Below are 22,482 nucleotides of genomic sequence, written 5' to 3'. Positions count from 1 at the left end.
TCCAAACAACGAATAAGTGTGCTTTAAAATGAAGATTTTGTCCCTCTTTTGCAAAACAGACAAGCGGTGTATAATGGATAAGTCTTCTATTTGTTCACCTCGTCAAGAATGGGGGTAAAATAGCAGACAAGGGGTTTTTGTGGATTATATGAAACTGTTCATGATATAATAGCACGAAAGCTACTCAGCGATATTGAATATTACCTGAACACGAATTCAAATGAACCAATGGGGGTACGGCTAATGAACAAGTCCATCAACATCCAAGATACGTTCTTGAACCAACTGCGGAAAGAAAATATTCCTGCTACGGTCTATCTGACCAACGGCTTCCAAATCCGCGGGACGATCAAGGCATTTGACAATTTTACGATCGTCATTGACAGCGACGGACGCCAGCAAATGGTCTACAAGCATGCCATCTCCACGTTCACGCCGCAACGCAGCGTATCGCTGATGCAGCAAGATAACAGCGGCGAAGCTTAAAAAAATTACGAAACCTTTTCACCAACCATTTCGTCTACAAGTATAGGTATTGAAACAGAGCAACCTGAATAAAGGGTTGTTCTTTTCATTCCGGGCAAAATATATTTAATATATGCCTGAGCCTAAAGACGAATAGAAATTATGCAACCGAAAGGGAGTCAGGAGGTTAACATGCCAAACGATCCGTTGTCGAGGTCTAACAATCGCAACAACAATAACAAGTCACCCAAAAAAGCGAAGCCAAAGACCTCTAAAAAGAAAAAAATTACGGGTAAACGCGTTGGATGGACACTGTTTTTCACAATGGCAATCGCCATATTTTGTGCACTTGGCGGATATTTATTTATTATGGTGAGTGGTGAGAATCTGCTCAAAGCCAACAAGGACAAAACCACAATTAATGAAACTTCAAAAGTATATGATCGCAATGGCCAATTAATGGGGGAACTATCCATTCAGAAACTGGAACCCGTCAAGGAAGATGATATTCCTGAGCTGGTGAAGCAAGCCTTTGTTGCAACGGAGGATAAGCGATTCTACGATCATCAGGGCGTGGATATCTGGTCCATTGGGCGTGCGGCGGTTAAGGATGTCATGGCTCGTTCCATGGTGGAAGGTGGTAGTACACTAACCCAACAGCTTGCCAAGAACATGTTCTTGTCCCGTGACAAGACGTTCTTCCGTAAAGCAACGGAAGTATCGATTGCCATGGCATTAGAGCGCAAGTACACAAAAGACGAAATCCTGACGATGTATCTGAACCGGATTTTCTTCGGACATCAGCGTTACGGGATTAAAGCAGCATCTGAATTTTACTTTGGAGTTACTGATCTCAAGAGGTTGAAGTTGTGGCAAATTGCTACATTAGCAGCTATGCCGAAAGGGCCTTCTGCCTATAATCCGGTGAGCAATCCAAACGACTCAAAAGCACGCCGTGGTGTGGTATTGCAGCTGATGTATGAACAAGGCTACATTACCAAGGCGGAGATGGATGAAGCAAAAGAGATTAACTATAACTACAAGCGACCAGAGAAAGACCAGAAGTATCAAGGTTTTATTGATTATGTGCTCCGTGAAGCTGAACGTGTAACAGGCAAAACGGAAGATGATCTGAATATCGGTGGATACAAAATCTATACAACCATGGATGCTCAGGCTCAAACAGCCATGGAAACTGCCTTTACAGATGATAGTCTGTTCGAGGCAAGTAAAGACGATCAACAGGTTCAAGGCTCCATGGTTATCATGAACCATGAGAATGGTAGCCTCGTTGCCCTCCTGGGTGGACGGGATTATCAGACTAAAGGTTATAGCCGTGTAACGCAGAGTCGAAGACAACCAGGTTCAGCTTTTAAACCGATTGTGTCTTATGCACCGGCTCTTGAATCAGGAAATTACAGTGCCAATTCGTCGCTGAGTAATGCGAAGCAATGTTTTGGTAATTACTGTCCTGGTAACTTGCATGGATATTCTTCAACGATCAGTATGACGGATGCCATTACGAAGTCGGAAAATATTCCTGCGGTTTGGCTGCTTGATAAAATAGGCGTTAACACAGGCATTAATTTTGCCAAGAGTGTAGGTATACAGCTGACAGATGAAGACAAAAACCTGGCCATTGCCCTCGGTGGTCTAAGTAAAGGTACAAATACACTGGAAATGGCGCAAGCCTATAGTGCATTTGCCAACCTCGGAGAATACCAACAAGCCTATTCGATTAAGGAAATTAAGGATAGCGCAGGCAAAACCACGTACAAACATGATAACTCGGACACAAAGCGTGTCATGAGTGAGCAAAATGCGTATCAGCTTACACAGATGCTGCAGAACGTGGTTAATGACGGTACGGGACGTTCAGCGCGTCTGGATCGTCCGGTAGCGGGTAAAACAGGAACTGTTCAAAGTGGTATCTCTGGCAACAGTGCCAACCGTGATGTATGGTTTGTTGGATACACACCGGAATGGACTGCCGCAGTCTGGATGGGCTATGACAATCCGGATGCCAATCATATGCTTAAGAACAGCAGTAAGCTGTCGGCAGCTTTCTTTGCCAAAGTCATGGGAGATGCTTTAAAAGGCGTTCCAGTGAAGCAATTCAAAACACCAGCTGGAGGGCAGGCACCTCCGCCAGTAGAAGAACCAGAAAAGCCAGCTCTGTCCGTTAGTGGGCTGAGTGGATCCTACGATCCAAATGCACAAACCGTCTCCCTGAGTTGGACTGGAACGGGTGACGCGAGTACGCAATATCGGATTTATCGGAAAGAAACATCCGAAGCCCAGTTCACTCATCTCATTGATGCAATAGGAGCGACCAATGCACAAGATTTAAGTGCGTTGCCTGGTCTAACCTATGAGTACTATGTGACAGCTTACGACTTGGCATCAGGACTTGAGACGGATCCTTCCAACACCATTTCCCTGATGATTGAAGCGCAGGAAATGCCACCGGAGGAACCTGATCCTGGTATAGACCCTGGAACAGAGATAGATCCTGAGCAGCCAGGTACGGAGAATCCGGACAATAGTTCACCGGATAATGGCAACTCGAACGGTAATAACGGTAACGGCAATGAAAATGGCAACAACGGAAATGGTAATGGTAATAACGGCAACAATGGCAATAACGGTAATAACGGTGGAGCCGGCCAAGGAAACGGTCAACCTGGGGGAGAAAACACGACCCCACCTGGTCAGGGGACAATAGAGCCAGGGGGTACCGGTGAAAGTCCCGATGATGGGGCCATAACAACGCCAGGCGAGGTTGTAACTCCGGACAGCGGAACAAGTGGGGATACTGGAGGGACAGATGCACCTGCAGATTCTCAAGCTGGAACCGGCGGCTAAGCCAACGAATCACTGAATAGCTACATTGAAAAAACTGCTTCCCGGAAAACCGGTGAAGCAGTTTTTTTGTTATACGGAACCAACAGTAATGGAAGCTGATTTGATGAATACGTGGGACAAAGCTTGATTTTGAGTGTATACCTTAAATATGGTAAGCTGTAACTATTCGTAATACGTTGTTCAAGATGGATCCAGAGCGCTGGAATCCATCATTCGGACGTTATTACATTGTTCACCAATAACATCAGAGCAGGTCATGGACCTGTAGTCGGCAAAGAGGGGTTCGTATGAAACGGAAATTCGGGGACCGCGCGAACTGGCGTCGGATTACGAACCGACAATTCACATGCCGGTTCGTTCAATCCAAAATTTTTACAGGTTATATTACGTTGTACACCATACAGGATTTGAAAGAACCTTTGTGGAAAACATATGGAGGCAGTACCTTCTGTATCGCAGATAAAGGGTATTCCTGGCTGCAATACTACCCGAAGGGAGAGCACTTTGTAGTTACAGCGATGTTTGACGATCAGGAACGGATTGTGGAATGGTACATTGATACATGTCGAAGTCAGGGGATAACCGATCAGGGGGTTCCTTGGTTTGATGATCTGTATCTGGATGTCGTTGTACTGAAAGATGGAGAAGTATTTTTGCTGGATGAAGATGAGCTTGAAGATGCATTGTCACGGAAGCATATTACGACCGGTGATTATGACTTGGCTAACAAGACTGCAAAGGAACTGCTGCATGCCATTGATGCACATGTATTCCCATACTTTCAGTTATCACTGAAGCACAGGCAAAGTTTGTTTGAGAACGGAGAGTTTCGAAAAAACATTCAGATTTGAGACATGTACCTATCCGTAGAATTCTTCATGATCCTTCTAATATTGGAGCACCTGATAGAATACATTAATAATCAGGAGAGTTCAGCCCGATAAAATAGAGGTGATGGCGAATGAACGGACGGGTCATGGCTGCAGGAGAGCAACCAGGAGGCAGACCATCCAGACAAATTAATATTGTGTTGCGTAACCAGGAACCTCAGATGTTGGTCAAAGATGAAGCAGCGGCAGTACAGGCAGCCAAAAGTATAACCAAACATGCGCACTTCCAGGAGATACAGGGTGAATTGGAGCAACTGGTTGGACTTGAAAATATCAAAGACTTGGTATTTGAGATCTATGCTTTCTTACAGATTGCTCAGATGCGTACCGAAGCAGGCTTACTTAGTGGTGCGCACGTGTATCATATGATCTTCAAAGGTAATCCGGGGACCGGTAAGACCACCGTGGCGAGGATCGTTGCCAAACTCTTTCAGAAGATGGGTGTGTTGAGTAAAGGGCATCTTATTGAAGTAGAGCGTGCGGATCTGGTTGGAGAATATATTGGTCACACGGCGCAGAAAACAAGAGATCTGGTTAAGAAGGCACTTGGTGGGATATTGTTCATTGATGAAGCATACAGTTTGGCCCGCGGTGGAGAAAAGGATTTTGGCAAGGAAGCAATCGATACGCTTGTTAAGTCCATGGAAGATAACAAAAATCAGTTTATCCTGATTCTTGCCGGTTACTCGGAAGAGATTGATTTTTTTCTTCAGACGAATCCCGGATTACCTTCCCGCTTCCCCATTCAAGTAGAGTTTCCAGACTATAGCATTGATCAGTTGATTCAAATCTCTGAGATTATGGCCAAAGAGCGTGATTATATTCTAATGCCACAGACCATACTCAAGCTAAAGCAGCATTTGCTTCAGGAAAAAAATGATTCGCTGCATGCGTTCAGTAACGCCAGATACGTTCGTAATGCCATTGAGCGTTCGATCAGGCATCAGGCGGTTCGTTTGTTGGAACAATACTCGGAAGGCAGTCCAGGAAAACTGGAGCTGATGACAATTCGTACAGAGGATTTGAACTTTGAGCGAAAGTAAGCGATAATATAGTTTTTACACCAGCCGGCCGGGCCAACCGGTTCGGCTTAAGGCATGCCATGGCATATTTGTGGTAATGAATATTAACGGATTAGTAATTAGAGGGAGTGAACATATACATGACAAATGGCACACATGATACAGATATGGTCAAAAAAGATCGCGCCGTCTTGGTGAGTCTTGTTACGGACGATGTAAAACGTACAGGTATCAATCCTGAGTACTCTTTAGAGGAATTGGTGAAGCTTGCCGAGACAGCTGGAGTGGAAGTGCTGAGTGTACTTTCTCAGAACAGGGAAAAACGGGATACCAAATGGTTTATTGGTAAAGGTAAGGTGGAAGAACTCCGTGCAATCGCGGAGGAACTCGGAGCAACTACAGCTATTTTTGATCAGGAATTGTCAGGAGCACAGGTTCGTAATCTGGAAGAAACCTTGGATCTCAAAATTATTGATCGTACCCAATTGATTTTGGACATTTTTGCACAGCGTGCCAACACTAGAGAAGGTATCATTCAAGTGGAATTGGCTCAACATAGCTACCTGCTGCCACGGTTGTCGGGACATGGTAAGAACCTGTCCAGACTCGGGGGCGGAATCGGAACAAGAGGCCCAGGTGAAAGCAAGCTGGAGACAGACCGCCGTCACATTCGTGGCCGCATTGATGATCTGAAACGTCATCTCGAAGAATTGACTCGTCATCGTAAGTTGCACCGTGAACGCCGGAAGAAGACAGGTATTGTTCAGGTGGCCCTTGTTGGTTATACCAATGCTGGCAAATCAACCTTGCTCAAACAGTTGACTGCGGCAGATGTGTATATTCAAGATCAGCTATTTGCTACCTTGGACCCAACATCACGCACGATGGAACTTCCAAGTGGTAAAGAAATCGTACTTACTGACACAGTTGGATTTATTCAAAATCTCCCGCATGATCTGATTGCAGCTTTCCGGGCAACGCTGGAGGAAGTAAATGAAGCAGATCTCATCCTGCATGTTGTGGACGCCTCATCAGCTATGCGTGAAGATCAGATGCGAACAGTTAACACAATTTTGCAAGAACTTGGTGCAGGGGATAAACCACAGTTAGTCCTGTATAACAAAAAAGATGCTTGCACACCAGAACAGCTTGAGATGCTTCCACTGGATAAAGATCATATTAAAGTAAGCGCATTAGACTCCGAAGATCTGCTTAAAATCCGTGAATTGATTCAGACTGAGCTGACAGGTGACACGAAACGCTTCCGTATTCCGGCAGAACGTGGTGATCTTACGTCAGTACTCTACAAAATTGGTGATGTAGTGGATACAAGTTTTGAAGAGAATGACGTAATTTATGAAGTGGAATTGCAAAAAGGTGAATATGAGAAATTTGGTTATATGCTCGAAAATTTTATTGAATCGTAATATTCATGACATATTGATGTGATAAGTTACACAATAATGGCTATTCAACGTTAGATTCGTGCTATGAAGGGGAATGAAGTAAGATGGTAAGCTTTGATTCAGAAATATCTGAACTTCAACGTCAAGTGGAGCGTCAGATTGAAGGACACCTTCAACAGATTGATCGGATCACAGATCACAATCAATGGAAGGTGATTAATGCTTTTCAACAGCGAAAAGTAAGCGATTTTCACTTTGCAGGTTCAACAGGTTATGCCTATAACGATCGTGGGCGTGAAGTGCTTGATGAAGTATATGCTGATGTCTTCGGCGCTGAAGCTGCGTTGGTACGTCCTCATTTTGCTTCAGGTACACATACGATTAGTACAGCTCTCTTTGGCGTATTGCGTCCAGGTGACGAATTATTATACATCACGGGTAAGCCTTATGACACATTGCATAAAGTGATTGGCAAGCCCGGTGACGGCACAGGTTCATTACGCGATTTTGGCATCGGTTACCGGGAGACGGCCTTAACTGCTGAAGGTAGAGTGGACTGGGCAGAAGTTGAGAAAAACATCACACCGGCTACAAAAGTCATTGGGATTCAACGTTCACGTGGTTATGACTGGCGCTCCTCCTTCTGCGTTGCTGAGATTGCTGAGATGGTTACGCGTGTTAAAGGGCTTAAGGAGGATGTCATCGTATTCGTAGATAATTGTTACGGTGAATTCACGGAGGAACGTGAACCGACAGAAGTCGGAGTTGATCTTATGGCCGGTTCACTGATCAAGAATCCTGGTGGAGGTATTGCGGAAACCGGTGGATACATATGTGGGAAGGAACAATACTTACAGCTGGCAGCTTATCGTCTGACAGCCCCTGGTATTGGGGGAGAGGTTGGAGCAATGCTCGGAACAACACGCGGCATCTACCAAGGACTTTACATGGCACCGACAATTGTAGGACAAGCTATCAAAGGAAGTACGTTTGCTGCTGCGATGTTTGCTGAATCCGGCTTTGTAACCAAACCCGCCTGGAATGAAGCTCGCACAGATCTGATCCAGGCTGTTCAGTTTAGCTCTGCCGAGCATCTGATCGCCTTTGTGCAGGGGATTCAGCGTGCAGCAGCTGTGGATAGTCATGTGGTTCCTGAACCGTGGGATATGCCTGGTTATGAGCACCCTGTCATTATGGCGGCAGGTACGTTCATTCAGGGCGGAAGTCTGGAATTATCAGCCGACGCGCCTATTCGAGAGCCGTATATCGGGTATATGCAAGGCGGATTAACGTACTCTCATGTCAAATATGGCGTTTTGATGGCGTTACAGACGATGAAAGATCGTAAATTATTGTGAGTTTATCTAACACGTCATTGACACTTGGTAATAACTAAATGTACAATAGGGTGAAGAATAGATGACTGGAAGGTTGATGAACATGGGTGATGAAATTCGCAGAAATATGGCCTTATTCCCGATTGGTATTGTAATGAAACTTACGGATCTGTCTGCACGTCAGATTCGTTACTATGAGCAGCACAGCTTGATCGTTCCTGCGAGAACGTCAGGTAATCAACGTTTGTTCTCTTTTAATGACGTAGAGAGATTGCTAGAGATCAAGGCTTTGATTGAAAAAGGAGTTAACATCGCGGGGATCAAACAAGTGATGAATCCTGTTTCGAAAGAATCCGAGGAAGCTACAGTTATCACGCCAGACACTGAAGTTAAACGCAGAGAGTTGTCCGATACGCAGTTGCACCGCTTGCTGAAGCAGCAGCTGGTATCAGGTAAGAGACCAGGACAAGTATCTCTCATTCAGGGAGAGCTTTCCCGATTCTTTAATAAAAATTAAATTCGTATAACTTGGCGAGTGAGGGGAAAACATGCACTTTTGGTGTGAGACTCCTTGACCCGTGGAAATTTCTAATGTACAAATATAACAGGCAAGCCAAATACGCAGATAAGAAAGGGAGAGGTTATAGTGAGTTATACAAAAGAAGACATTCTCCGCATTTCGAAAGAAGAAAACGTACGATTCATTCGATTGCAATTTACTGATTTGCTTGGAGCTATCAAAAACGTTGAGATTCCAGTGAGTCAGTTGACTAAGGCTCTGGATAACAAAATGATGTTCGATGGATCTTCCATTGAAGGTTATGTACGTATTGAAGAGTCCGACATGTACCTCTATCCAGATCTAGATTCTTGGCTTATATTCCCATGGGTTGCAGAGAACCGTGTTGCACGCCTGATTTGCGACGTATATCTTCCGGATGGTAATCCGTTCCCAGGAGATCCACGTGGCATCTTGAAACGAAACCTTAAGGAAGCCCAAGATATGGGGTTCACTTCCTTCAACGTTGGTCCTGAACCAGAGTTCTTCTTGTTCAAAACAGACGAAAAAGGAAACCCAACTAACGAGCTGAATGACCAAGGTGGTTATTTCGACCTTGCGCCTACGGATCTTGGTGAAAACTGTCGTCGTGACATCGTTATCACACTTGAAGAAATGGGCTTTGAAATCGAAGCTTCCCACCATGAGGTAGCTCCAGGTCAGCATGAGATCGACTTTAAATATGCTGATGCTCTGAAAGCAGCTGACCAGATCCAAACGTTCAAACTCGTTGTTAAAACGATTGCACGTCAGCATGGTTTACATGCTACATTCATGCCGAAACCGTTGTTTGGTATGAACGGATCCGGTATGCACTGTAACCAATCCTTGTTCAAAGGCAATGAGAACGCATTTGTTGATGAGTCGGACGAGTTGGGTCTGAGCAAAACTGCTCGTCACTTCATGGCTGGAACTCTGAAGCATGCACGTGCGTTTGCAGCAATTACTAACCCAACTGTGAACTCATACAAACGTCTGGTACCAGGTTATGAAGCCCCTTGTTATGTAGCATGGTCTGCGAGTAACCGTAGCCCAATGATCCGTATCCCAGCTTCCCGAGGTTTGAGTACACGTGTTGAAGTTCGTAACCCGGATCCGGCTGCTAACCCTTATCTGGCTTTGGCTGTTTTGTTGAAAGCAGGTCTGGACGGAATCAAACGTGAGCTTTCCTTACCAGCTCCAATTGACCGTAACATCTACATCATGTCAGAAGAAGAGCGTGTGGAAGAAGGCATTCCAAGCTTGCCAGCTGACCTGAAAGAAGCATTGAATGAATTGATCCGCAGCGAAGTTATCTGTGATGCTCTCGGCGACCACGCCTTGGCTCACTTCTATGAGCTGAAAGAAATTGAGTGGGATATGTATAGAACACAAGTCCACCAATGGGAACGCGATCAATATATTACTTTGTACTAATAGCTCAATCCCTTGGCGCTCTAGCGCTGAGGGGTTTTTCTTTTTGTGGGCAAGTACCTATATATTTAAAGAAAAATCAAAGTGCCCACAAAAAATATTTTTCTTTCTGATTTTACTGTCTTGGTGTCACTGAATAATTCTTCTTTGTATTTCAGCGGACGAGAGCTAATCACTTGGAAAAGCTCAGGAGGAGAATATTGATAAAGTAGTACAAAGAAGAAAGAAACAGGACTCTATTAGTAAAGTGCTAAGGTTCGTTCCTATATTTAATAGTTATTAGATTATGTAATAATAGCTATAAAAAATTAGTGTTAAAATGGAAATTGATGCAATCAACGATGCTTACAGAAAAAACATTGGCATGGAGCCACTGGTAGTCTATGAACCATACCTTCAAAGTACTACAAATAAAAAAGGTCCTCCTGCACGGGGGACCCATTTGAACATCTACTATAATATTATTTAGCTAGTTTTTGTGAATTGAATTGTATAAGGTTCGTTGTAGTTGTTGATTCCGTTATCCATAATTCTGAAGTAAACTTTCTCACCAGGTTTAGCATTCCAACTTATTGCCTCAGGGTATCCCCGTCCATTCCAGTTATCCATTTGAATGGACAGGATCGCACCACTTGCATTCATTTTAATAACACCCATAACAATGTCGAAGTTAGCTGGTGGAGTGGCTACAACAGAATATGTGATTTCGGATGAACCGTTTGTATTGTCGACTACATAAAAATCGTTGTCGCTCATGCTATCTAAATACTGTGTTGCGCTAAATCCGGAAGATTGGTTAACACTTGAGTACATCACTTCTGCTGTCTCAAAGGAATCAGCCCAACCAGTTTTAGCGAATGCTGAACTGGAACTGAATGCCAATAAACAAGCGGTTGCCATAATAGAAATAGAAAATTTTCTTAATCTTTTCATATTCAAACCTCCCAAATATACTAGAACCAATAGAGTAAGATTCTGTTTTAAGTTGTTATTTGAAATTAAAGATATCGAAGAGCTCTTGCATAGTTAGGTTGGCCAACCATGGATAAATATACCATATAAAATCGTCATTTGTAAATAATATTATTGTAAAATATTGGGTTTTTGAATGTTATCCTGGAATGTTCTGTTTATTGAATTGATGGAGATGAGTTATTTGTGCAGGAAAAACATGCCTTTTGTCGAATTATTATAGATAGGTGATGAGATAAATTATACATATAAGACATTATCCAAAGATTTGGACTTCCTCACAGCAGCCTTAACCCAAGTCCCTGTGTCCGTCTGGCATATCTAAGCGGATCGTGAATAACTCATTGACTATAGCGGACCAGTAGAGGGGTATAGCGAGTCATCTATTGAGATTATGGGTGGCATATACTTCCGAAATCAGTATGAATTTAGAGCACAAAAAAAGGAGCCAAACTCTGGCTCCTTTTTATTTGTATGCGATTAATTAAAGTATCTTTTAAAGAAATCTAAACTAATGATACCCTCTTTGAAGAAGAGTTCAAGTCCATACAACGACGCAAGCAAGAATCCGCATCCGGCCAATAAACAGTAAAATATAGAATTCCCAGCTCTTGATCACCCGTAATGATGTCCGTAATGTGGACACATGAAAGCATCTCCAGATATGGCACTTCTGCAAGATACACAGTTAATTAAGTTACTAGAAGGTGGTTTAAATCTTTTTATTATATTTCTAAACATTGCTTTAAAGGCTAGCACCGCAAGTACAAACATTGCGATAATGATCCCTATACCGAATAAATTACCCACGATGTTGTTTATGTGCTCTAACATGGCGTTCCTCCGACTATGTATTCAATCCAGAATAGTATTGTTTACTATGTAATATTTACTATTTAAAACTAAAGGTTTCAAATGTCTCAAGAAATTCTGACAAGGCATAGAAACCAATTCCAATGCAAACAAATCCAACGATAAAACAACCAATGATTGAATTAGCAAATCCACTTCCTCGTCCGTAGTGTTCTCCACAATTAGGACATATAATGGCAGAACTTGAGATTGAATGCCCACAAGATCTGCAAGGTTCCACTTTTTTAGTCCTTAGTCCTTTCAATCTTCTGAAGATATTAAGAAACATTCCAGCAATACCCATTAAGCCTAGTACAAATAACGCTAAGATCAATCCTGCAAAGAATACCATACCAAAAACCTCACTGATATTATGAATCATAACAAACTCCTTCAATGATGAAATCAATCCAGAATAGTCTATCAGAACTATGTAAAATTTTCTATACAAATGTGTGGATGTTAGAAAATGAATACTACCTAGTAATAGAAAGGCATCAATTAAGATCATGAGCAGTAAATAATTCCCTAACCTGTTTGAATCTAAGGTACCAAAAAAGGAGGCTTTTATGGCTCCTTCTCATCTAATTATTTATCATCTTTATAAGTTCAGCTAATGCTATGAATCCTCCGCAAATGCAAATTACGAAACCAACGAATGACCCGAAAATTGAATTGAAAACTCCATTAGATCTACCGTAATGGTGTCCGCAATTAGGGCAAATGATAGCTGAAATTGAGATTGTATTACCACAGGATTGGCACTGTTCTAACTTTCGGTTAATTCGACCCTTGAGTAGCCTGAAGACATTGATAAACAATGCTACTAAACAAGCTATACCAAATATAAACAAACAAGTAGTAATGAGACCGGCAATACCCAGAAGTGAGTATGATGCCATATTATCAGCCATTAAGATCCTCCATTTATGTAATCAATCCACTTATGTTATCAAAGTTATTCGTCTATTTCCATATATTTCTGAAATATGAACAGTAAAAAAGAGTGACTACCACTAAGGTATCACTCTAGTCGAAACTCTAATTTACTTTCTTCAACAGTTCCAAACTGTTATTCCTCACATTACCGACTTCCTTCGGCACCTCATACGCTCTCATCTCTGAAGCTTGATATGGCTTAAGCAAACCAAGTAGTGACTGAACATCATCATTATCTCTTCCAAGCCACTCTGCCTCATCCTCAGAGCGCAGGATAACCGGCATGCGGTTGTGGATATCCTCCATAAGGCTATTTGGTTCCGTTGTAATTATTGTGCATGTGCTCAGCTTGTTCCCGTCAGGATCTGTCCAGGTATCGTACAATCCTGCCAAAGAGAACAATCGGTCATCCTTCATCAGAATACGCATTGGTTGCTTTTCCGTTCCTTCCTTACGCCACTCATAAAATCCGTTCGTGGGGATGATGCAGCGTTTGGAGCTGATTAGACGCTTGAAGGAAGTCTTCTCGGTTAACGTCTCAGCACGGGCATTAATCATCTTGTTACCGATCTTGTCATCCTTTGCCCAAACGGGAACCAGTCCCCATCGGAGCGCACCCAATCGATTACCGTCTTTGCTACCGATAATTGTAGGAATGTACTGCATGGGTGCTGCATTGTAATTAGGTTTGTACTCGAATCCATCAGCTATAGAAGCATAGTAACGCTCCATTATTGTATCTAAGGGGTCAGTGATCGTAAATCTACCACACATACAAAGCACCTCCTGTATTGTCCTTAATATATAATCACACGATAAATTGATCAAACACAGGGATACGCAGCGAGCCTGATTTGGTCCAATTACGCATTTTTACTCTGGCCTGAATTCGGGGTTCAAGGTAAACGTGGTTTTTGTCTTCACTTGTTATCAGCTGCTTGCAAACTCCACGAAATGCTTGTTTATGTTTTGGACTGGGACCATATTCAATAATTCCCACTGGGCGTATTCTGCCAGTTGGATCTGGAACGGCAGCAAGCCAACCAAATTCAGCCTTTTTGTATCCTGTGATGAACACATCAGCATAGGAACAGTTAATGACCTTCATCCAGTCCTTGGACCGTCTGCTGACGTACTGGCTGTCTTTACGCTTGCCAACTACACCTTCCATACCCATAGTCTCTATCTGAGTTTATAACTCCTCTCCAGCACCTTCTATATGGGGTACAACTCCAAAGTTAGAGGAAGGAAGAGACAGACTGTGTAGGATCATCTTGCGTTCCATAAGAGGTAGTTTACGTAGATCTCGTCCTTGGAAGAAAAGAATATCAAATATAGCGAATGTGGCTGGCAGCGTACGAGTGAGCTGTTGTATCTTACTATCCTGTTTAGTGCTGAAGCGGCTCATGAATGCTTCGAAATCGTTCAGTCCCGTTGTTGGATAGGCGCATGCTACTTCACCGTCCAAAATGATGTCTGAGTCAAACGGCAACTGTAATTCCGGGTACTGACGAGTGCAGTCATTATTGTGACGTGTATATAACCGGACGGATCCGGACTGTTGCGAATATATCAACCGATGTCCATCAACTTCGGTTCAAAAAGGTAATCCGAATGAGAGAAGGGACCCGGTGCTGTTTCAAGTAACATAGGACTTATGAACATAAAAACATCTCAACCCAATTATAGCGGTTTGCTACAAAGGATTGAGGCGGTAAGTTATGGAGAATATCATTTGTGTCGATCAGTTCATATAAGTACGCTCAAACCATTCAACGGACTCAGTTAGACTCGCAATTCCTAATATGAAAAGACCTAAACCAAAAAGGAAACAGATAAATATTGAATCACCTAATTCATTCATTTTACCGTAATGTTCACCACAGTACGGACAAATAATAGCAGTGTTTGAAATCGAGCGTCTACATGTTTTACAGGGTGTCATTGCCGGAGAATTTATACCTTTTAATTTTCTATAAATATTGATAAAACTCTTGATAATAAACATTACTGATAGCACAAAAATAAACAACGTGATTGCACCCAAACAAAAAACACCAAAGTAGTCACTAATTACGTTAAGTTTTTCACTCATAAAAAAATTTATCCCCTTACTCAAATATAAATTCTACTAATGTACCGTCTGGATATTCCTCCAACTGATTACCTACCAAGCTGCCGGCACCACGATTATCCGATGGACTTATGTATTCGATATCTTCACCTTCACCACCCTCGGCGCACATTTCCATAGGCAACTCGTCACGATCGTATCGTTCGTATCCTTTCTTAGAGTCAATAACTCTTAAATGGCAGATTGCGGTTTTGATCTGATAAATATAACACGCCTTTATACGAATAATCGGACAGACTCGGGGTTCTGTTTACTTCTATTGGCACATATAAGCCGATCTCAGGAGTAGTTGTTGGATTAAAATCTGCTCGCTGTGAAATTGTGGGCGGGAACGGATAAAATCATTAACTTATTAAAGAGAAACTGAAATTAGAATTCTTTCTACAGTGCATTAAACTGTCGAAAACAAAAGATTTAAATCAAGTTTAGAACTTCTAATAGCCATGAAATAGAAGGGAGTACTAGCTTTTAAAACCTCAACCCAACTTCAAATACTCTCAAATCAATGTTTCAAACGTATGTTGAAAGTTTCATATAGAGGAGGTATACTTTAATTAAATTTTTAGCAATTTAATTTTAAATAATTAATTGGAGATGTTAATATGGATCAAGCAAAACAACTGGTGACAGAACAACGTACATTTTTTTATACAGGACAAACTAAAAATATCGAGTATCGGATTAATGCACTTCAACAGCTTAAAAAAGGAATTGAAAAGTATCAGCAACGGATTCAAGATGCACTTCGGGCTGATCTGAACAAATCCGAGTCGGAAGCTTACGGTTCCGAGATTCGCATTGTTCTGGGTGAACTGGATTTTGCACTAGAACATCTGCATGAATGGGCTGCAGCAAAACAAGTCCCAACCAATTCGGCTATACCGGATGGGGTGAGCACCATTTACCCTGAACCATACGGAGTGACGCTTATTATTGCGCCTTGGAACTATCCTTTCCAACTGGCCTTTGGTCCACTGATTGGAGCAATTGCAGCTGGTAACTGTGCAGTTATCAAGCCTTCTGAATTAACACCAGCCGTATCTCGTCTGACATATGATCTGATACAGGAGATCTTCCCTCAGGAGTATATTGCCGTTATGGAAGGGGAAGTCGAAGCCAGCACAGCATTGTTGAAAGAGAAGTTTGATTATATTTTCTTCACAGGAAGCACAGGTGTTGGTCGCATTGTTATGAAGGCAGCTGCGGAGCACTTGACTCCTGTAACTCTTGAGTTGGGTGGCAAGAGCCCTGCTATTGTCCATAGTGATGCAGATTTGAAGCTGGTGGCTCAACGTATTGTTCGCGGTAAATTCCTGAATGCAGGGCAAACATGCGTTGCTCCGGATTACTTGCTTGTGCATGAACAAGTTCATGATGAATTGATTGATCTGATTAGTGCAGAGATCAAAGATAAATTTGGAGATGATGTGCTACAGAATGCTGATTTCCCGCACATTGTCAATGCGCGTAACTTTGATCGGTTGTCGGGATTCCTCACAGATGGCAAAACGCTGATTGGTGGACGTTCTGTACGTGAGCAGTTGCTCATTGAACCGACTGTACTTGGCGATGTGAACTGGGAATCAGCTGTGATGCAAGAAGAGATCTTCGGTCCAATTCTTCCTGTGTTTACGTACAGTGACCTGAATCCTATGCTGGATGAGATTGTTCGCCGGCCAAAACCATTGGCGCTATATCTCTTCACACAGGATGAGCAACTGCAGGATCAGGTTCTGAATCAAGTATCCTTCGGTGGGGGATGTATTAATGACACACTTTCTCATATGACTTCACACTATCTCCCGTTTGGTGGTGTCGGAGAGAGCGGTATGGGCTCATATCACGGTCAACAGAGCTTTGATGTGTTCTCGCATCACAAGAGTGTTCTGAAACGCAGTGAATAATTAGCCGCAAAAATAACATAAACATGAAAAAAAGAGGTTGTCCTGTTGATCAGGGCAACCTCTTTCGTATTTCATTACATCTAGTTGTGTTACTCAAGTTAAATATTAATGAATATCTCGGAAAAGGCCAATGACTTTACCCAGAATACTAACATGTTTCAAACGTAAAGGTTCGAAGGTCGCATTCTCCGGTTGAAGGCGAATATGATCTTTCTCTTTATAGAACGTTTTCACTGTAGCTTCATCGTCTTCAGTCATTGCAACGACGATATCACCGTTATCAGCAGTTTGCTGTTGACGGACAATAACGTAATCTCCATTAACGATTCCAGCTTCCACCATACTATCTCCCACTACTGAAAGCATAAACACTTTTTGTTCGCCTACATAATGTGTAGGAAGAGGGAAGTAGTCTTCAATGTTCTCGGTTGCAGTGATTGGAACCCCGGCTGTAACCTTACCAACAACAGGAATACGTGCAACGCTATGAGCAAATTGATGAGAATGCTCAGATTCTTCCTGGCTCAAAAGCTCAATGGCTCTTGGCTTGGTAGGGTCGCGTCGGATCAAACCTTTTTTCTCCAAACGATCCAAATGTCCATGTACTGTTGAGCTGGAAGCCAGTCCAACAGCTTCACCAATTTCCCGTACGGAAGGAGGATACCCCTTCAACCGGACTTCATTTCGTATAAACTCCAGAATAGCCTGCTGCCTGCTGGATATCTTCGACATACCGTATCAACCCCATTTTAGTAACGTTTGGGAAAATTATAACATAGAACCTCCGTTCGTACAAACATAAGTTCTAAATAAAATAGCATTAAATCAGTGTTTTTAAACTTATAGAACAGAAATTGTCCAAAAGTCAGAGCATAATACTGCAAATGCTTTGCAAAAGGAAGTGAAATAAGAAATTTCTCCTTCAAAAAAGAAGCGCACAATTGTTCTAAAAATCTATTGAACAAAACAAGTGTTCGTGTTATATTGATTTCAACAGATAGGAACAAACGTTTGGAGGCGGGTATTTAATGAGATATTCTACTTATCAAAGCATTTATGAACCAATGAATTCGGAACTGGTGAAGTCTAAAATAGGGAACTACAAGAAGGTTTTAGCGCGTTTCAAGATTTCTTCATGGATGTTAAAGGTAGCCATTACCTCTTTGATTATATTTATTGGATGCAGCACTGTTTTAACTGTATTTGCTGGCAATGAGAATGATGTTCTGCCTGGAGGAAAGATAGCCGTTTCACAAGGGGAAACATTATGGAGTATTTCTTTGGAACATAAACCGACGAATATGGATACACGTATTTATATAGAAGCAATTAAGAAAGTGAATCAACTTCAAGCGACTTCCATCCAAGTGGGGCAAGTACTAACTCTACCGCAATTTGCAGAATAAAATGCACATCAATGAGTGTTAACGCGTGTCAGCTTGACAAGCTGCCTTTATAATGGCAAAGTTAATATGACTTTGTATTTTTGGAGGGGACAAGCTTGGATATAGATAGTCTGGTAGCACGCATTAACGAATTGGCTCGTAAGCAAAAGTCCACTGGATTGTCGGAGGAAGAACTTGCTGAACGTGCCGAGCTAAGAGAGATTTATTTGAGTAATATTCGCAGCAATTTCAGACAACAACTGGATACCATTGAGATTGTTGATGATGAGAATGACAAAGGCCACCAAGGCAAACTCAAACACTAACGAAACCTAATGATATCATTATGATATTTAGGTTTCTTCCTGTTATTTTGAGTGTGCAATTTATAGGGGGAAATGTTGGTTTGCAATTATGTAAGCCGATACAAAGACACATAAGGGGGATTCTCATGTCGCGTTCGTTCGAGAGAACGGTTAAGAAAAATTCCAAGCAGTTAAATCAGCAACGCAAAAAAAGTGGTCAACCAATCACAGGTACACCAGGTGAAGAAGTCTTTAAGGGACGCAGCCTTTTGTTCCCTATATTTTTGATTGGTCTCGCCTTTTTGTATCTGTTTATGAGCACGTTTCTTGTGCAAGCTCCAATGACAACTTGGGACTGGGTGACCATGCTGCTTTATGTATTTTTGGCAGTCATCTTCATGCTTCGTCGTCCATACATCAAGATTAGCAGTAATCGGATTATCACGACGAAGGGTAATCGTGAACGTTCAATTGGGGTTGACGATATTGTCAAATTCAGAATTGAACCAGGTACAGTTGTTATCGAACATAACAGTCGTGGGAAAAGATGGGTGTTCACCAAGTTATTGAACCGTTACGATACAGATGCGATTGCAGAACGTTTGCTGAAGTTTGCAAAAGCACACCAGATCACCGTGGAAACCGTCGAAAAGTAATTATTGCATAAAGGGGTAGATGATCGGAATGGCGTTAAAAGCGATTTTGTTCGACCTAGATGATACTTTATTATGGGATGAGCGTAGTGTTCGAGAAGCTTTTCATGAGACTTGTCTAATCGCAGCGCAAGAGACTGGGGTTAAACCAGAAGAACTTGAAGAAGCTGTTCGTAATGAGGCACGTGGACTGTATGAATCATATGAAACCTTTCCTTTTACTAAAATGATTGGAATCAATCCGTTTGAAGGTCTTTGGGCTAACTTTACTGGTGGGGATCAACCTGAGTTCCGTCAGTTGGAACAGCTTGCTCCAGTTTACCGTAAAGAATCCTGGCGTCGTGGCTTGTTGAAGTTGGGTATAGATCGGGAAGATCTTGCTGAACAACTGGCCGCACAGTTTGGAGTAGAACGGAGATCCAGACCTCATGTATACGAAGAAACGATGGATACCTTGCGTCAGTTACAAGGAAAGTACAAACTGTTGTTGTTAACAAACGGTTGTCCTGCTTTGCAACAAGAGAAGTTGGATGGTGTACCTGAATTGACTCCTTTTTTTGATGAGATTATTATCTCGGGTAACTTCGGAAAAGGAAAACCAGATCCGTCGATATTTGAACATGCTTTGAGTAAACTGGGTGTTAAACCCGAAGAGAGCATGATGGTTGGAGACAAGTTAACGACTGATATTCGTGGTGCTTTATCATCTGGCATCCAATCCGTATGGATTAACCGTGAGCATAAGACCAACAATGAAACGTATGCGCCAGACCATGAAATAACGCATTTATCGGAATTAAATCAGCTTATTGCTAATTTCTAAGCAGATCAGCTATGAAATCTTTCCTCAGCACCCTGAAACATTGGAAGCTTCAATGAACGATGACGTCGTTCTTGAAGTTACCAATGTTTTTTTATTTGAGCTTGTTGACTAAATTACCTTGTTAAAAGAGATATCCATTTTTTTTACTAAAAGTTATTGAAATTAGAGGGAAGCTGGATTAGAATATAACTAACATACTAGTATGACTAGTATTTAGCTTGTCCTAAAGCAATTTCTTTTTGACTGACTTCATCAAAATGGAAGCAGGGAGTTATTGCTTATTATTTTCGATTGATTGTAAGCGCTTAATATTTTGAAAAATCTTCTTTCGATTTGGAGATCACACCACGTAGTAAGTGCTAATTAATGATGTGAAGCATCTTGGATTGTGTGATTCTACATAATACATCAAATTGATATCGCTTACATTTAGCAATTATCTATTTCGTAGTGGGGGTGAAGTTAAAGGAGTTGTTGTCTTCTACAAGAGGAGAAACGATGAGAATTGTACATGAATTACTCTTACTTATCAAGTCCTGGATCGGAGTGAAAACACATGGAGTCGGAAACCGCTAAAACAACGTTAACCATGACATCTTTACGTAAAGAGAGCAGATTACGAACGGCAGCAACTTTGTTCCGCAAAGACTGGCAGCTGTATTCACTATTAATCCTTCCCATCATTTATCTCCTTATTTTCAAATATGGGCCGATGATTGGTAATGTGATTGCGTTCAGACGTTTTGTTCCCGGGGGAAGTATATTTGGAGAAACGTGGGTTGGATTAAGATACTTCAAAATGTTTATTGAGGACCCTACCTTCTGGAGAGTATTCGGTAATACGCTGATGTTAGGCGGACTTGCGTTACTCTTTACATTCCCGGTTCCAATTATTTTTGCTTTGATGCTTAACGAAGTGAAGAGTAAACGATTTAAAAAGTTTGTACAGACCGCGTCTTATCTGCCTCATTTTCTGTCCATCGTTATCGTTGCGGGTATGATCCTGCAGCTGACAGCAGTGAATGGTTCCATTAATGGACTGGTGGCTTTCTTCACCGGAGACAATATTCCTTTTATGCAGCGGGCTGAGTGGTTCAGAACAATCTATATCACTTCTGAGGTATGGCAGGGTATGGGTTGGGGAGCGATTCTGTATCTGGCTGCACTGACAACCATTGATGATTCTTTGTATGAAGCTGCGCGTATCGATGGTGCCAATCGGTGGAAGCAAACGATTCATGTAACGATTCCAGGGATCTTGCCAACGATTGTGACGTTATTGATTTTGAACATGGGTAATTTCCTGGCTGTTGGATTTGAAAAAATCTTACTCTTGTACAACCCGCTGATCTACGAGACATCTGATGTGATCTCCACTTACCTGTATCGGGTCGGACTGGAATCCAGTAACTTCAGTTATGCTACCGCAATTGGGTTGTTCGAATCGCTGATCGGTCTGATTCTGGTGTTCTCCGTAAATGCCATCTCACGCAGACTGACACAAAGAAGCTTATGGTAAAGGAGGAGCATCATGCAGGAATCCAGATCTTATAAGGTATTTAAAGTATTCAATGTTATCTTTCTGCTATTCGTGGTATTTATAACCCTCTATCCATTCTTAAATGTCGTGGCACAATCTTTCAGTAGTGAGTCCTATATTAATTCGGGCAAGGTTAGTCTGTTCCCAAGAGGATTCAATGTAGAGACATACAAGACCATCTCACGTGACAGTATGTTCTGGACCAACTATAAAAACACGATTATCTACACCATAGTAGGTACATTAATCTCCATGTTTATGACGACTATTTTCGCATATGCCCTGTCCAAAAAGAGGTTAATGGGTCGCAAGTTTCTGACAATGTTCGCCGTATTCACGATGTTCTTCAGTGGTGGATTGATTCCAAACTATGTGTTGATTAATTCCCTTGGATTCAACAACACCATGTGGGCACTTGTTGTTCCTGGCGCAATTAGCATATACAACATGCTGATCATGAAGTCATTTTTTGAAAATATGCCTGAAGAACTGGAGGAAGCTGCCTCCATTGACGGTTTGAACACATACGGGATCTTGTTACGCATTATATTGCCGCTTAGTAAAGCAGTTATGGCAACCATGGTGCTGTTCTACGCAGTAGGTCATTGGAATTCCTGGTTCCCAGCCTTTCTGTATTTGGACAAAAAAGAACTGTTCCCGGTCACCATTTATTTGCGCAATATGATTGCAGGAGCGACAAGCGGGGCATCTGCCGGTGCAACCTCAGCTGATAACCTGACACAGATTGCAGCCAATATTAAGTCAGTAACGATGGTACTAACCATCTTGCCGATACTCACCATCTATCCATTTGTCCAAAGATACTTTGTAACCGGTATCATGTTAGGTTCTGTTAAACAGTAACACGCAGCAGCTATATAAATTGTACTAAAGATGATTTACACGGAACACTCCGATGACAGAATAACCTTTCAATCGCTGTTATCCCCAGATTTTTTCGATTCCCTTTTTAAAAGGGAAAATCCGGTGATAAAGGCGAGCGCTTCGCTTTTTATTG

At 42.1% G+C, this 22,482-nt stretch carries 20 protein-coding genes and 2 pseudogenes; 15 read left to right on the top strand and 7 right to left on the bottom strand.

Annotated elements, in window-relative coordinates:
• Positions 1-243 precede the first annotated feature (243 nt).
• The 8 genes from hfq to glnA all read left to right on the top strand — a co-directional run bounded on the left by hfq (position 244) and on the right by glnA (position 9,960).
• Entirely contained in the window at positions 244-486 is a 243-nt protein-coding gene (gene hfq, locus J2X75_RS10660; protein WP_017687918.1) for an RNA chaperone Hfq, read from the top strand.
• 171 nt (positions 487-657) lie between these two features.
• Positions 658-3,330, top strand: a complete 2,673-nt coding sequence (locus tag J2X75_RS10655; RefSeq protein WP_310336245.1) for a PBP1A family penicillin-binding protein — start codon at positions 658-660, stop codon at positions 3,328-3,330.
• Positions 3,331-3,617: 287 nt separating this feature from the next.
• Entirely contained in the window at positions 3,618-4,181 is a 564-nt protein-coding gene (locus J2X75_RS10650) for a ribonuclease FAU-1 family protein (protein ID WP_062835000.1), read from the top strand.
• Between the two features lie 110 nt (positions 4,182-4,291).
• Positions 4,292-5,263: an AAA family ATPase gene (locus J2X75_RS10645; RefSeq protein ID WP_062834999.1), complete on the top strand. Its 972-nt coding sequence runs from the start codon at positions 4,292-4,294 to the stop codon at positions 5,261-5,263.
• 119 nt (positions 5,264-5,382) lie between these two features.
• Entirely contained in the window at positions 5,383-6,669 is a 1,287-nt protein-coding gene (hflX, locus tag J2X75_RS10640; RefSeq protein ID WP_253437272.1) for a GTPase HflX, read from the top strand.
• 83 nt (positions 6,670-6,752) lie between these two features.
• Complete coding sequence (locus J2X75_RS10635; RefSeq protein ID WP_310336242.1) at positions 6,753-8,006, top strand: methionine gamma-lyase family protein; 1,254 nt, start codon at positions 6,753-6,755, stop codon at positions 8,004-8,006.
• Positions 8,007-8,088: 82 nt separating this feature from the next.
• Positions 8,089-8,502, top strand: coding sequence for a MerR family transcriptional regulator (locus J2X75_RS10630; protein WP_017687924.1), 414 nt, complete (start codon positions 8,089-8,091; stop codon positions 8,500-8,502).
• A gap of 129 nt (positions 8,503-8,631) precedes the next feature.
• Positions 8,632-9,960: a type I glutamate--ammonia ligase gene (gene glnA, locus J2X75_RS10625; RefSeq protein WP_091029299.1), complete on the top strand. Its 1,329-nt coding sequence runs from the start codon at positions 8,632-8,634 to the stop codon at positions 9,958-9,960.
• Between the two features lie 462 nt (positions 9,961-10,422).
• Here glnA and J2X75_RS10620 read toward each other — a convergent pair whose 3' ends face one another.
• The 6 genes and pseudogenes from J2X75_RS10620 to J2X75_RS10595 form a co-directional block, all read right to left on the bottom strand.
• A complete protein-coding gene (locus J2X75_RS10620; RefSeq protein WP_310336239.1) occupies positions 10,423-10,890 on the bottom strand; it encodes a hypothetical protein in 468 nt (155 codons plus the stop codon).
• A gap of 931 nt (positions 10,891-11,821) precedes the next feature.
• Positions 11,822-12,163: a zinc ribbon domain-containing protein gene (locus J2X75_RS10615; protein ID WP_310336237.1), complete on the bottom strand. Its 342-nt coding sequence runs from the start codon at positions 12,161-12,163 to the stop codon at positions 11,822-11,824.
• Between the two features lie 659 nt (positions 12,164-12,822).
• A complete protein-coding gene (locus J2X75_RS10610; RefSeq protein ID WP_310336235.1) occupies positions 12,823-13,494 on the bottom strand; it encodes an SOS response-associated peptidase in 672 nt (223 codons plus the stop codon).
• A 34-nt stretch (positions 13,495-13,528) separates the two neighbouring features.
• A pseudogene (locus tag J2X75_RS10605) lies at positions 13,529-14,385 on the bottom strand (ATP-dependent DNA ligase).
• A gap of 79 nt (positions 14,386-14,464) precedes the next feature.
• Positions 14,465-14,815 carry a hypothetical protein gene (locus tag J2X75_RS10600; protein WP_310336233.1) on the bottom strand — a complete coding sequence of 117 codons (351 nt, stop codon included), beginning with the start codon at positions 14,813-14,815 and terminating at the stop codon, positions 14,465-14,467.
• A 16-nt stretch (positions 14,816-14,831) separates the two neighbouring features.
• A pseudogene (locus J2X75_RS10595) lies at positions 14,832-15,029 on the bottom strand (NucA/NucB deoxyribonuclease domain-containing protein); the annotation flags it as partial.
• Positions 15,030-15,456: 427 nt separating this feature from the next.
• Between J2X75_RS10595 and J2X75_RS10590 the strand changes: the two are divergent.
• Complete coding sequence (locus J2X75_RS10590) at positions 15,457-16,758, top strand: aldehyde dehydrogenase (protein ID WP_310336231.1); 1,302 nt, start codon at positions 15,457-15,459, stop codon at positions 16,756-16,758.
• A 105-nt stretch (positions 16,759-16,863) separates the two neighbouring features.
• Here the strand turns inward: J2X75_RS10590 and lexA are convergent, their stop codons facing one another.
• A complete protein-coding gene (gene lexA, locus J2X75_RS10585; protein WP_017688034.1) occupies positions 16,864-17,490 on the bottom strand; it encodes a transcriptional repressor LexA in 627 nt (208 codons plus the stop codon).
• 296 nt (positions 17,491-17,786) lie between these two features.
• Here lexA and J2X75_RS10580 point away from each other — a divergent pair, with 296 nt between their 5' ends.
• The 6 genes from J2X75_RS10580 (at position 17,787) to J2X75_RS10555 (ending at position 22,328) form a co-directional block, all read left to right on the top strand.
• A complete protein-coding gene (locus tag J2X75_RS10580) occupies positions 17,787-18,164 on the top strand; it encodes a LysM peptidoglycan-binding domain-containing protein (RefSeq protein WP_310336229.1) in 378 nt (125 codons plus the stop codon).
• A gap of 95 nt (positions 18,165-18,259) precedes the next feature.
• Positions 18,260-18,469: a DUF896 domain-containing protein gene (locus tag J2X75_RS10575; protein WP_017688036.1), complete on the top strand. Its 210-nt coding sequence runs from the start codon at positions 18,260-18,262 to the stop codon at positions 18,467-18,469.
• 125 nt (positions 18,470-18,594) lie between these two features.
• Complete coding sequence (locus J2X75_RS10570) at positions 18,595-19,104, top strand: hypothetical protein (RefSeq protein ID WP_017688037.1); 510 nt, start codon at positions 18,595-18,597, stop codon at positions 19,102-19,104.
• Between the two features lie 28 nt (positions 19,105-19,132).
• Entirely contained in the window at positions 19,133-19,924 is a 792-nt protein-coding gene (locus tag J2X75_RS10565; protein WP_076210090.1) for an HAD family hydrolase, read from the top strand.
• Positions 19,925-20,513: 589 nt separating this feature from the next.
• Positions 20,514-21,443, top strand: a complete 930-nt coding sequence (locus J2X75_RS10560; protein WP_371129062.1) for an ABC transporter permease — start codon at positions 20,514-20,516, stop codon at positions 21,441-21,443.
• 12 nt (positions 21,444-21,455) lie between these two features.
• The gene (locus tag J2X75_RS10555) at positions 21,456-22,328 is read left to right on the top strand and encodes a carbohydrate ABC transporter permease (protein WP_310336226.1); all 873 of its coding nucleotides are present in this window, start codon (positions 21,456-21,458) and stop codon (positions 22,326-22,328) included.
• Positions 22,329-22,482 lie beyond the last annotated feature (154 nt).

It is taken from the genome of Paenibacillus sp. 2003 (assembly GCF_031455635.1).
Lineage (GTDB): Bacteria > Bacillota > Bacilli > Paenibacillales > Paenibacillaceae > Paenibacillus > Paenibacillus amylolyticus_B.
Note: the sequence above shows the minus strand (reverse complement) of the source record. Positions and strands in the feature narration are given on the sequence as shown.